Below are 12,601 nucleotides of genomic sequence, written 5' to 3'. Positions count from 1 at the left end.
TGATTAGCTGAAAACAGGCTGATGGCCGCCATTGTCGGCCAGGGCTTCTTCACGATAGAGGCCAAGGGCGCGCATCACCGGCAGGTCGTGGAAACTGAACAGGCAGGCATCCTCTGTGGCCGAGGCATTGGCATGTTCGTGATACATCCAGGCCGGCACGACGAAGATGTCGCGTTCCTGCCAGTCAAAACGCTGGCCATTGATCACCGACCAGCCCCGCCCCTTGGCGCACTGGTAAACAAAACTGCCGGTCTGGCGGTGGGCCTTGGTGTGCTCCCCCGGACGCAGCATCTGCATGGTGGCGCCGATGGTCTGCATCACCGGACCGCCCGTGTTCGGGTTCACATAATCCATGATGATCCCGTCAAACGGCGAGCCGTCGGTGACGCGGGCATAGCGCTGCAGCGCCTCGTATGTCGGCGCCCATTCATATTTCAGCAGCGGCGAATAGGGCTTGGTCCAGTGCTGGCCCGCCGGGCGCAGGCCGGACCCTGCCCACATGGCCAGGCTGTCATTAACCGGATAGGCGATGGCCTGCTGCAGGTCCGGATGCACCTCATAGAAATTGGCGTCCAGCGCGTTCATCAGCGGAATGTCCAGGCCGTCCTGCCAGATGCAGATCGACCCGTCCGCCGCCACGCCATGTTCGTGCCACGTCCCGTTGGGCGTCAGCACGAAATCATTGGCGCCCAGGGTCATCTTGTGACCATCGACATTGGTGAAGGCCCCGCTGCCTTCCATGATGAAGCGCAGGGCGGATGCGCTGTGCCGGTGGCTGGAGGCGCATTCGCCCGGCTTCATCACCTGCAGGCCGGAATAAAGCCAGCCCACGGCGGCGACCACATCGGATCGGCCCTTGTTTTCCAGATAGATCACGCGCCGGCCCGCCTGTTCCGGCGTCACCAGATCCAGCGCCTTCAGCACATCCTCGCGCAGATCGCGGTATCGCCACAGCATCGGCACCGAGGATGAATGCGGCTGCCAGGGCTCGATCTTGTTGGCGACGGTCCAGAGCGCGCCTGTGCCCAAGGCGGATAGCCGCCGGTAATAGGCCACCAGTTCGGGTGTGTCGGCGACATTGGCGCGGCCGATGACATCCTCGCGATACTGGTCGTAACTGGCCTGCGCCATGAAACCCTCCCGCGGAAATTATTATAGGCATAAAATATCTTGCCTCGGATGATGATGCAAGTATCTTGGGCGCAGATAATTGGCGCCGGTTTGGCGCCCCGGGTTTGGGAGGTTTCAAGGATGGCTCCACAATTTCGGGCCGCCGTCGTGCAGGCGGCGGCTTTGCCTCAGGACGCATTGGCCTCGGCCGGCAAGGCGGCCGCCCTGGTGCGCGAGGCGGCGGCCAATGGTGCACGGCTGATCGTCTTCCCCGAAGCCTTTCTGGGCGGTTATCCCAAGGGGGCATCGTTCGGCACCCCGGTCGGGATGCGCAAGCCGCAGGGGCGGGAGGATTATCGCCGCTACCACGCGGCGGCTATCGCTCTGGATGGGCCGGAGGTGGAGTTGCTGGCTGAGGCGGTGCGGGAAACCGATGCCTTTGTCGTCATCGGCGTCATCGAGCGGGATGGCGGCACCGTCTATTGCACAGCTTTGTTCTTTGACGGGGCCAAGGGGCTGGTCGCCAAACATCGCAAGCTGATGCCGACCGGGGCGGAACGGCTGATCTGGGGCTTTGGCGATGGATCGACCCTGCCGGTGATCGAAACGGCGCTGGGCCGCATCGGGGCGGTGATCTGCTGGGAAAACTACATGCCCATGCTGCGCATGGCGATGTATGACCAAGGCATCACGCTTTATTGCGCCCCCACGGCCGATGATCGTGATAGCTGGGCCAGCACCATGCGGCACATCGCGCTGGAGGGGCGCTGCTTCGTGCTGTCCGCCTGCCAATACATCACGCGCGGTGCCTATCCGGCCGATTATGACTGCGCGCTGGGGGATGATCCGGCAACCGTGCTGCTGCGCGGTGGATCGATGATCGTGGCCCCGCTGGGGGCTGTGCTGGCCGGTCCCTTCTTTGAAGGGGAAACCATCCTTTATGCCGATATCGACCCCGATGAGGGGGTGCGCGGCAAATATGATTTCGATGTCGTCGGCCATTACGCACGGCCCGACATCTTCACCCTGAATGTCAATGTCGCCCCCCAGCAGGCTGTGAAGCGCCAAGGATAGATCATGGATTTCGATTTTGCAGAGATGGTGGCGGCGGATCGCTATAAGCTGATGAGTGCGGCCATCACGCCGCGCCCTATTGCCTGGCTGACCACCTGTTCCAGCGACGGCATCCGCAATGCCGCCCCTTACAGCTTTTTCAACATGATGGGCTCGGAGCCGCCGCTGGTGGCCATCGGGCTGATGCGTCGCCCGGATGGCAGCTACAAGGACAGCGCCCGGAACATCCTGGATACGGGGGAGTTTGTGGTCAATCTGGTCGGGGAGGCGGACGCGGCGGCGATGAATTTCACCTGCATCGACGCGCCGCCAGATTTTGACGAGCTGGCGCAGGCCGGTATCGCCGTCACCCAATCCACCGCCATCACCCCGCCGCGCATCACGTCAGCCCCGGTGGCGATGGAATGCCGGATGTTCCAGTCGGTCGATGCCGGGCTGTCCACCGTGGTGCTGGGGCAGGTGCTGCGCTTCCATATCCGCGACGAACTGGTCGACGCCCAGCGCCTGCATGTTGATACGCTGGCCATGGCGCTGGTGGCGCGGATGCATGGGGCCGGCTGGTACACGCGCTGCACCGACCTGTTCCAGTTGTCCCGGCCCAGTTACGCGGAGTGGGTGGATCGCGGGGTGTGACGTTGGAGGGGCGGGACGTTGGGCGCAGAAGCAATGTCCAACGGCCCGCCTTAAAGCCCCTTAACCCGCCGCGTCCCAGGCCGGCAGCGGGGTCAGTACCAGATTACCGATGCGGCCATTGGCGGTCAGTGTGACGGCCAGTTCCACCACACCGCCCTCATAGCGGGCGCGGTAGCGATAGAGCACCTCGCCGCACTGGTCCTGCCGGTCGAACAGGGCCAGTTCCTGCAAGGGGCCGAGGGTGGAAAGCGTCTTGCCGTATTCCGCCATCAGTTCGCTGAAATCCAGCTTGGCATAGTCGGTAAAGGCCGCATAGGCCACCTTGCCTGCAGCGATATCCGCCAGCAATTGCCGCGCCCGCGCCGTTACCTTGGGGTCGGCATCGGATACCGGCTTGACCGGTGTATCGGCCAAGCCGGGTTCCACCAGCCCGGCGACGTGCCGCGCCAAGGTGGCCGCATCAGCCCCGTCGCTGTTGGCGAAGATGGCAACGGTCAGCTTGCGTTCCGGATAGCGGACCACATGGGTCTGGAAGCCCTGCCAACTGCCGGAATGCCACCAAGCCTGCTTTTCACCCTCCCCGCGCTGATACCAGCCGAAGCCATAGGGAGAGGTACAGCCATTGGCCAGCCGGGCGGGCGCGGCGATCTGCGCCCAGGATTCCGCCGTCAGCACCCGGCGCCCGTCCATGCCCATGGCCCATGCCGCATAATCCAGCGGCGAGAGATAGAGCGAGCCGTCAGCGGTGGAATTGGCCGTGGCCGAAATCCATTCGGCATTGCGCAACTGGCCATCCCGCGTCTCATACCCTGCGGCACGGTTGGGGATCACGTCCAGGTCGCTGATGGCCCTCGCCGTGCGCATTCCCAGGGGGGTGAAGACGCGCTGGCGCAGAAAATCCGCGTAATAGAGTCCGCTGACCCGCTTCACCAGAAAGCCCAGCACGATATAATCGGCGTAGGAGAAGCGCCAGCGGCTGCCGGCCGCAAAGTTCAAATCCTGCTTGGCGATGATGCCCAGCAGCTCCGCCTCTGTATAATCGGCGCGGAAATCGCCATTGGGCGTGGCGGGCAGGCCGGAACTATGGTTCAGCAACTGGCGGATGGTGATGGGCTGCCAGCTTTTGGGCACCTCGGGCAGATGGTGGCGGATGGAATCATCCAGCCGCAGCTTGCCATCTTCCACCAGCAGCATGACGGCCACCGCCGTCAACTGCATCCCGACAGCGCCGGTCTTGAACAGCGTGTCCGGATGCACCGGCACCTGATGTTCCAGATTGGCCAGCCCATAGCCCTGGGCGCGCAGCAACTGCCCGTCGCGCACCAGGACAAGGCCAAGGCCGGGAATGGCGTCACGGGTCATTTCGGCGGCGATATAATCGTCCACCGGTTCGGCCGCCGCCAGATGCGCCACCAGCCCCGTCAGGAGGAGGGCGGCCAGGAGATGTCTGAGCTTTTTCATAAGTGCCATTTCTGGCAGCCATCCCCGGTTCGGCACAATTGCCGAACCGGTCAATCCTTTGGCGAAACTGGCCGTTCCGGCGGGGCGGGCACGGCACCAGGGCCGGTCAGCGCCTTCGACCTGTCCCAGATGCCCTGGATTTGCAGGTCGCGGCGCAGCACCAGCGTGGCCCCCAGATTGGCCGTTCCCATGGTGCGTACCTTATAGAGTGCTTCAAAACCATGTGATGGCTGGTCGGCCTGCAAGGCGCTGGCCGTGGCCAGCCGCGCCGGGTCGCTGGCCAGTTCCGCCATTTCCAGCAGGCCGGGATCGCGGATTCCGGCAATCACCATGATGCGGTTATCGGCAGGGCCGGGCAGGCTGGCAATATAGCCATAATCCATACGCGGGATGCGCTCTTCCGTCAGCACCACCCCGTCGGACTGGTAATGTGTCCCTGTGGCCTTATCCATCAGGTCATTCAGGCTGTCATCCAGCGTGAAGCCGGAAACCTGGAACAGCGGGTCACGCAGCAGAACATTCAGGCCGCTCAGCAGCCCGACATAGACCACGTCGGAGGATTTGAAGATGTCGGGTGTCAGTTGGGAAGCGGCGATCAGCCGGACCGATCGCGCCCGCCCGCCTTCCAGATTGCGCAAGGTGTTGTTGATCCGCTCCAGCGCCTGCAGGGTGCCGGAGGAGATATATTGTTCACGCGCACCGGTGATACGTTCACCAGCGGTGGGATTATGCATCAGATAGATGTCCAGATCCTCCCGCACCAGCACGGAACGTTCCCAGACAAGGCGCGGGGGCGCACCGGCGGGTGGCTTCTCCGCCCCGTTCTGCCCGAACAGAAAGTAATCGCCCATGACGATGGTGATTGGCCGGTCGCTGCTGGCCAGCGGCTGCCAGAGGCTGGCAGCCGGGGTGCCGGCCGCCAGGGGCCCCTGGCTGGTCAGCATGAAGAACAGCAAGGCGCAAAGACCCAGCAGGCCGATGGCGGCCAGCGCCAGCCGACCGGCCTGCGGCGGATACCGGGGCGGGGCGGCGGCGGGGGCTGGTTCGGCCGCTGCCGGTTCCGCCATTGTTGCCGGGGCGGGGGTTGCTGCTGCGACACCGATCAGGCTGATGCTGTACTCGCCCACCGGGATCATCAGCCGGGGGCCGGGCTGATCCCGATAAGTTTCTTCCAGCATCTTGCGCAGGCGGTGGACATAGACCCGGACGGTGGAATCCTTGGGCGCGTCCAGTGGCTCCCCGCTGGCAAAGACCGCGTTGGCGATTTCCAGTTCCGTCGGCGGGCGCGATTCAAGCGTCCGTTCCAGCAGGAAATCAAACAGACGCAGCAGCTTGTCCGACCGTTTGCCGCCCAACTCCTCCCGCAGGGTCTGGGCGGCCTGGCGCAACAGCGCCTCCCGTGAAGCGTCCCCATCCCCCTCGCTCTCGGCCCTGCTGGCGGCCGCTTGGACCGGTGGGATATTCGGGGGGGACCATGGCTTCATGCGGTGAACCTTCAGCATCGCGCGACCAATAGGAATGACTGTAGCCGATCGTGCGGTGACAACACCATTGTGAAGCATCGCCCGCCCGACTGTCGCTGTCCCCGGGCCTGGAAATCCAGCCCCAATTGCCGAAACGTCCCGGTGAACGGGGTCTGTAACGGTTTCGGAACTGTAATTAACTCCCCCGGATCGGGGCAAATGTTACGCTAAGTCAACCATTCTGCATACTCTGGTGGTATCTGGCGACAAGCCGGCCGCCCCTGATGACCGGTGGCGGCCGGCAGGGGGTGGGGTGTCCCTGACGGGATGCGATACCGCCCGGCCCGCGGGTAAATCGGGCCGGCAGCAGATCATCCGGCCGGATGTCCGGCGCGCAAGGCGGGGGCGGATGGGCAACATGAACAAGGAGTTGATTGATGAGACTGAGCAAGAAATCGGTATCGGCGATCGTCGGCGTGAGCCTTGTCGCCGGCCTGGTCGTGGCACCGGCCTTGGCTCACCATTCGTTCGCAATGTTCGATCAGACGAAGGTGGATAAGCTGCAAAAGGCCACCGTCAGCGAATTCCGCTTCGCCAACCCGCATTCCTTTGTCGTGGTCAATGTCGATGGCCCCACGGGCAAGACCAAATATGCGCTGGAATGCAGCAGCGTGAATATGATGGTTGCCGGCGGCTGGGAAGCGACGACCATCAAGGCCGGCGACACGGTGGATATTGATTATTATCCCCTGCGCGATGGCCGCCCAGGCGGGATGCTGAAGACGATCACCGTTCCCGATGGCCGCACCCTGAGCGGCTGGTGATGGCAGCCCCGATAGCGGGGCACCGATAATAAGCACAAAAGGCTGGGAGGCCTGTAATGCGGGCAGTGAAATCGATGATGCTCGCCGTCGCCCTGGTGGCGATGGGCGTGGGTGCCGACGTGCGCGCGGCGAAGCCGGCGGCGGAACCGGATATCACCGGTGTCTGGCAGATCTATCCCGACCCGTTTGCGGGGGAGGAAAACACCTTCCTGGAACTGCCGGTGCCGGGTGGGGGGCCAAAGCTGAAGGAACCCTATGCCAGCCAGTGGAAGGCGCAGCGCGCCAAGCGCGATGCCATGCTGAAGGCGGGCACCCCGCTGGTTGATCCCAGCACCCTATGTATGCCGGAAGGGATGCCCATGCTGATGGGCGCGATCTTCCCGCTGGAGTTTTTGCAAACCAAGGGCCGCCTGACGGTGCTGGGGGAATATCTGGCCCAGGTGCGGCGCGTCTATCTGAACGAGCCGATGCCGCCGGCCAACAAGCTGATCCCCTCCTATTACGGCATGTCGGTCGGCCATTGGGAAAAGGACACGCTGATCATCACCACGCGCGGGGTGAAGGAGGATGTGCAGTTCTTCGAAATCCCGCACAGCAATGAGATGGTGATTACGGAACGCATCCGCCTGACCGGGCCGGACCTGATCGAAAATCAGATCACCATCGAAGATCCCAAGATGCTGGAGGAGCCGTACCGCTTCACCTACGGCTATAAGCGCGATCACAATTACCGCATCATGGAATATTATTGTGAGCGTGAAGACCCGCTGTTCAAGGTCACCCCTGACGGCAAGGTGGAAATGAAGTCGCTGGACGAAATCAAGTGACCGGGTGCGGGCCGCCCGGCTTGGCGGCCCGCCATCGCCCAGATGAACAGAGGCATCATGCCGCACAGACGCACTTTCCTGAAACAGGTGCTGGCGGCCGCGGCCGTACCGGCGCTTTTCACCCCCGCTGTTCTGGCCGCCCCGCGACGCGTTGACATTCTCTCGGCTAAGCGGCGGGAGGAGACGGTCCTGCGCTCCCCCAGCCTGGGCGACGGTTACCATATGACCTGGACCCGGCAGGGACCACAGGTGGTGGGCGTCAATGACGGTTCCGGCTGGGCCGATCCGCCCACCGCCTTTTACAATACGCGCCTATGGACCATCAGCGGCGCGCCGGATAAGGCGCGCTTTGCGGAGGTGGCAACCTATCCCGTCATCAACCGGTCGACCCGGCCGGAGGGGGCGACCGTTTATTATGGGTCCGGCCTGCTGGCCGCGGGTGGGCGCCTCTATCAGTTCATCAGCACGCTGGATAGGGCAGAGGATCGGCCGCGCCACTGGACGGGGGCGAAGTTGGTCTTCTCCGACGATGGCGGCCGGACCTGGCGCAACCGCGACGGTTCCACACCCGTGATCTGGGAGGATTGGGCGGAGCAGACGCGCGGCCGCTTCAGCTTTTTCCAGGAGCCGGACGGGTGCTTCTCCCTGCTGTCCATTCTGCAGATGGGCCGGGATTATGCGGCCAACCGCGATGGCTATATCTATGTCTACAGTCCCAACGGCAATACCGATGGGACGATGAACGAACTGGTAATGTTCCGCGTGCCCATCGCACGGCTGCTGGACCGCGATGCCTATGAATTCTTTGCCGGTCACCGGGCCGATGGCGGGGCGGATTGGCGCCGGGATATCGCCGCGCGGGTACCTGTGCATGTCTTCCCGCGCGGCTGGGTCAATTACACCAACCTGTTTCCAGGCGATCTGGTGCTGGAATCCTGGCTGCCCAGCGTTGTCTATAATGAGGCGCTGGGCCTTTACATGATGGCTGCCGCCGGCATCGGCGTGGCCCCTGACGGGACGGAGTTCGGCAAGCCCAGCTATCTGGGCCTGTGGGTGGCGGACACGCCCTGGGGCCCCTGGCGGCAGGTGCATGAGGAAAAGGCCTGGATGCCGGCCGGCGATGCGGCAGCCCGCGCCTATGGCCCCCGCATTGCGCCCGGCTGGGTGGCGGCGGATGGCAAATCCTTCTGGCTGGTCTGGTCGGATCTGGACGGCATCCGCGCCTTTGCCACCGATCAGGCGCAATTGGCGGCGGCGCTGGAAAAGGTAACCGATCCCTTGTCCCGCACCCGGATTGAGGCGGATTTCCTGCGCCGTTACACGCCGCACTTTGCCTTCAACGCCCAGCGCGTCGATCTGGTCACAGGCTGATCTTTTCTGCATCGCCCCGGTGACAGGGACTGCTATTTGTTTTAAGCTTAAAATATCTACATGCACACAATATCCACGGATGGCGGACATGGCTGAACGTTCCTTTGCCAAGGAAGTGGAACATCTGCGCCTGGGGGACGGGGAAGTCTTTCGGGGTGAGGCGATCCTGGCGATCACCAAGGGCCTGTTGCAGGCCGGCGTTTCCTATGTGGGCGGCTATCAGGGCTCGCCCATTTCGCACCTGATGGATGTGCTGGCCGATGCCAAGGACATTCTGGGTGAGCTGGGGGTCAATTTCCAAAGCTCCGCCAATGAGGCGACGGCGGCGGCCATGCTGTCGGCCAGCGTGATGTATCCGCTGCGCGGGGCGGTGGCCTGGAAATCCACGGTGGGCACCAATGTCGCCTCCGACGCGCTGGCCAATCTGGCCTCCGGCGGGGTGACTGGCGGCACGCTGGTCATCATCGGGGAGGATTATGGTGAAGGTTCCTCCATCATGCAGGAACGCACCCATGCCTTCGCGATGAAGTCGCAGATGTGGCTGCTGGACCCGCGCCCGGACCATACCTGCATCGTCGACCTGATCGCCAAGGGGTTTGAGCTGTCAGAGGCGTCGAACACGCCAGTGATGCTGGAGGTGCGGGTGCGCACCTGCCACATGCATGGGCATTTCGTCGCCAAGGATAATGTCCGCCCGGCCTTCAGCCTGGATGACGCGCTGAACGCGCCCAAGCGCGATCTGGGCCGCATCGTGCTGCCGCCAGCCGCCTATGAACATGAACAGGAAAAGATCGCCCGGCGGCTGCCGGCCGCCATCGATTTCATCCGCCGCAACAAGCTGAATGAATGGTTCGGGCCGGCGGATGGCCGCGTTGGTATCATTCTGCAGGGCGGCATGTACAATAATGTCATCCGCGCGCTGCAATATCTTGGCCTGTCCGACGCCTACGGCAATACGCAAATCCCGCTCTATGTGATGAACGTCACCTATCCGGTGATCGACAGCGAGGTCGCCGAGTTCTCCCAGGGCAAGGATGCCGTCCTGATCGTGGAGGAAGGCCAGCCCGATTATCTGGAACAGGCGCTGAATACCGTGCTGCGGCGGCGCGACATCCAGACCCCGCTGCATGGCAAGGACGTGCTGCCCATGGCGGGCGATTACACGATCCAGGCCATCATGAACGGGGTGCAGGCCTTCCTGGACAAGCGCGCGCCGCAACTGCTGGGCAACCGGCCGCCGGTGCCCGATGCCAGGCCGGTTCTGGCCGATCCCAAGGTGGTGCATTTGAAATCGGTGGTGCCGCCCCGGCCGCCGGGCCTGTGCACCGGCTGCCCGGAACGCCCGATCTTCGCGGCCATGAAGCTGGTGCAGCAGGAATTGGGTGACCATCACGTGTCGGCCGATATTGGCTGTCACCTGTTCTCCATCCTGCCGCCCTTCAATATTGGCAACACCACCATGGGCTTTGGCCTGGGCGCTGCGTCGTCCGCTGCCTTCAGCCAGAGCGGGGGCAAACGCTCCATCGCCGTGATGGGGGATGGTGGCTTCTGGCATAATGGGTTGACCAGCGGCATCGGCAATGCCGTGTTCAACAAGCATGATGGCGTCTTCCTGATCGTCGACAATTTCTATTCCTCGGCGACCGGCGGGCAGGACATCCTGTCGTCGCGCGCGCCCAACAAGCATCGCAAGACCAACAATCCCATTTCCAAGGCGGTGGCCGGCGTCGGCGCCACCTGGGTGCGGGAGGTGGACCGGACCTATGATGTGGGCCAGATGCGGGCGGTGCTGAAAGAGGCACTGACGACCAAGGAGGAAGGGCCGAAGATCATCATCGCCTCTTCCGAATGCATGTTGAACCGCCAGCGGCGGGAAAAACCCCTGGTCGCCAAGGCGATCAAGGGCGGCCAGCGGGTGGTCAAGGAACGGTTCGGCGTGGATGAGGATGTCTGCACCGGCGATCATGCCTGTATCCGGCTGTCCGGTTGCCCGTCCTTGTCGGTGAAGCAACTGGACGATCCGCTGCGCGACGATCCCGTCGCCGCCATCGACAATTCCTGTGTCGCCTGCGGCAATTGCGGTGAAGTGTCGGAGGCGGCGGCCCTCTGCCCCTCCTTCTACCGGGCTGAGGTTGTTCATAACCCGACCGGCTGGGACCGGTTCAAAGCCAAGCTGTCGATGGCGCTGATCGGCTTTCTGCAACAGCGGCGCGACCGCCGCCGTATTGTGGCGGAGGCAGCCTGATGCGCAACGAGACACTCAGGCTGCCCCTTGCCGCTGCCGGTGCAGCGACGGAGCGGCCGATCACCATCGCCATCGTGGCCATGGGCGGGCAGGGCGGTGGCGTGCTGTCCGGCTGGATCGTGCAATTGGCGGAAGATGCCGGCTGGGTTGCCCAGTCAACCTCCGTTCCCGGTGTGGCCCAGCGCACTGGGGCCACGATCTATTATGTGGAGATGATGCCGCCGGCCAATGGCCAGCGGCCGATCCTGGCGCAGATGCCCACGCCGGGTGACGTGGATATCGTGCTGGCGTCGGAATTCATGGAAGCCGGCCGGTCGATCCTGCGCGGCATCGTCACGCCGGATCGCACGACGCTGATCGCCTCCAACCATCGGTCGCTGGCGATATCGGAGAAAAGCGCGCCGGGCGAAGGCATCGCCGACAGTGGCGCCGTGGTGGAGGCCATTGGCGTAACGGCCCGCCAGCAGATCATCTTCAATATGGATGAACTGGCGGTCCGCAATGGCAGCGTGATTTCGTCAGCCCTGTTCGGCGCCTTGAGCGGATCGGGCGCCTTGCCCTTCAGCCGGGAGGATTATCACGCCGTCATCAAGCGCGATGGCAAGGGCGTGACCGCCAGCCTGAAGACCTTTGATGCCGCCTTTGACCGGGTGGTCAACCCGCCCCCGCCGCCGGTGGTGCTGGAGAATGTGCCGGCCAAACAGGCGGCCCCGGCTGCCGCCGATCCCCGCTTCGCTGGGCTGCTGACCAGCCTGCGCGAGACGCTGCCGGAAGCGGCCTGGGCAATGGCGGAAGCAGGCCTGCGCAAGGTGGTGGATTACCAGGATGAACGTTACGGCCGGGAATATCTGGAGATTCTGGGCCATGTCCAGTCGATTGACCGGCTGGCCGGCGGGGAGGCGCATCACTATGCCTTCACCGAGAATGCCGCCAAATATCTGGCGAATGCCATGACCTATGATGACGTGATCCGCGTGGCCGACCTGAAGACGCGGGCCACCCGTCGGGCCCGCATCGCGCGGGAGGTTGGCGCTGGGCCGCAGCATATCCTGGGCACCACCGAATTCATGCATCCCCGCATGGAGGAAATTGCCGGCATGTTGCCGGCGGGGTTCGCCCGCTGGCTGAAAAGCCGGCAGGGGCTTTATGGCTGGCTGGACCGCAAGGTCAATAAGGGGCGGCGGGTGCGCACCTATTCGCCTGGCTGGTTCCTGGTGCTTTATGTGCTGGGGGGGATGCAGTGGCTGCGGCGGGGATCGCTGCGCCATGCGGAGGAAGTGGCCCACCGGGAGGAATGGTTGCGCTGTGCCTATGATCTGGTCGGCAGCAATTATGAGCTGGGGGTGGAGGTGCTGAAATGCCGCCGGCTGATCAAGGGCTATTCCGATACCCATGCGCGCGGTCTGTCGAAATTCGACAAGGTACTGGCCGAAATCCGCCGCATCGCGCCACGCTTTGATGCGGCGGTCTGGGCACGGCGTCTGCGGGAAACCGCGATCAAGGATGGGGAGGGCGGCGATCTGGACGGCCTGATCCGCACCTTGCACACGCTGGATTGAGCTGCCATGCGCTGCTCTCGCCACCGGGCAAACC

The 12,601-nt window shown here is 63.7% G+C and carries 10 protein-coding genes; 7 read left to right on the top strand and 3 right to left on the bottom strand.

What is annotated here, in order from left to right:
• Window positions 1–3: 3 nt before the first annotated feature.
• Complete coding sequence (locus tag PCJ49_RS03035; protein WP_269909651.1) at window positions 4–1,131, bottom strand: cupin domain-containing protein; 1,128 nt, start codon at window positions 1,129–1,131, stop codon at window positions 4–6.
• A gap of 120 nt (window positions 1,132–1,251) precedes the next feature.
• Between PCJ49_RS03035 and PCJ49_RS03030 the strand changes: the two genes are divergently transcribed.
• On the top strand, window positions 1,252–2,184 hold the full coding sequence (locus tag PCJ49_RS03030) for a carbon-nitrogen hydrolase family protein (RefSeq protein ID WP_269909650.1): 933 nt from the start codon (window positions 1,252–1,254) through the stop codon (window positions 2,182–2,184).
• Window positions 2,185–2,187: 3 nt separating this feature from the next.
• Window positions 2,188–2,817 (top strand): flavin reductase family protein, encoded by a 630-nt coding sequence (locus PCJ49_RS03025; RefSeq protein WP_269909649.1) that lies wholly within the window; start codon window positions 2,188–2,190, stop codon window positions 2,815–2,817.
• Window positions 2,818–2,877: 60 nt separating this feature from the next.
• Here the strand turns inward: PCJ49_RS03025 and PCJ49_RS03020 are convergent, their stop codons facing one another.
• Together PCJ49_RS03020 and PCJ49_RS03015 are read right to left on the bottom strand one after the other, a co-directional pair.
• Window positions 2,878–4,278 (bottom strand): serine hydrolase domain-containing protein, encoded by a 1,401-nt coding sequence (locus PCJ49_RS03020; protein ID WP_269909648.1) that lies wholly within the window; start codon window positions 4,276–4,278, stop codon window positions 2,878–2,880.
• A gap of 50 nt (window positions 4,279–4,328) precedes the next feature.
• Window positions 4,329–5,666: a hypothetical protein gene (locus tag PCJ49_RS03015; protein ID WP_269909647.1), complete on the bottom strand. Its 1,338-nt coding sequence runs from the start codon at window positions 5,664–5,666 to the stop codon at window positions 4,329–4,331.
• Between the two features lie 512 nt (window positions 5,667–6,178).
• Between PCJ49_RS03015 and PCJ49_RS03010 the strand changes: the two genes are divergently transcribed.
• From PCJ49_RS03010 to PCJ49_RS02990, 5 genes are all read left to right on the top strand, one after another.
• Entirely contained in the window at window positions 6,179–6,565 is a 387-nt protein-coding gene (locus PCJ49_RS03010; protein WP_269909646.1) for a DUF6152 family protein, read from the top strand.
• Window positions 6,566–6,639: 74 nt separating this feature from the next.
• Window positions 6,640–7,392 (top strand): hypothetical protein, encoded by a 753-nt coding sequence (locus tag PCJ49_RS03005; protein WP_269909645.1) that lies wholly within the window; start codon window positions 6,640–6,642, stop codon window positions 7,390–7,392.
• Between the two features lie 57 nt (window positions 7,393–7,449).
• Window positions 7,450–8,763: a DUF4185 domain-containing protein gene (locus PCJ49_RS03000; RefSeq protein ID WP_269909644.1), complete on the top strand. Its 1,314-nt coding sequence runs from the start codon at window positions 7,450–7,452 to the stop codon at window positions 8,761–8,763.
• A gap of 88 nt (window positions 8,764–8,851) precedes the next feature.
• Window positions 8,852–11,008: an indolepyruvate ferredoxin oxidoreductase subunit alpha gene (locus PCJ49_RS02995; RefSeq protein ID WP_269909643.1), complete on the top strand. Its 2,157-nt coding sequence runs from the start codon at window positions 8,852–8,854 to the stop codon at window positions 11,006–11,008.
• Entirely contained in the window at window positions 11,008–12,567 is a 1,560-nt protein-coding gene (locus tag PCJ49_RS02990; protein WP_269909642.1) for an indolepyruvate oxidoreductase subunit beta family protein, read from the top strand. Before PCJ49_RS02995 ends, PCJ49_RS02990 begins: the two co-directional genes overlap by 1 nt.
• The last annotated feature ends 34 nt before the right edge of the window (window positions 12,568–12,601 follow it).

It is taken from the genome of Niveispirillum sp. BGYR6, assembly GCF_027568365.1.
In the GTDB taxonomy this organism is placed as follows: domain Bacteria; phylum Pseudomonadota; class Alphaproteobacteria; order Azospirillales; family Azospirillaceae; genus Niveispirillum.
Note: the sequence above shows the minus strand (reverse complement) of the source record. Positions and strands in the feature narration are given on the sequence as shown.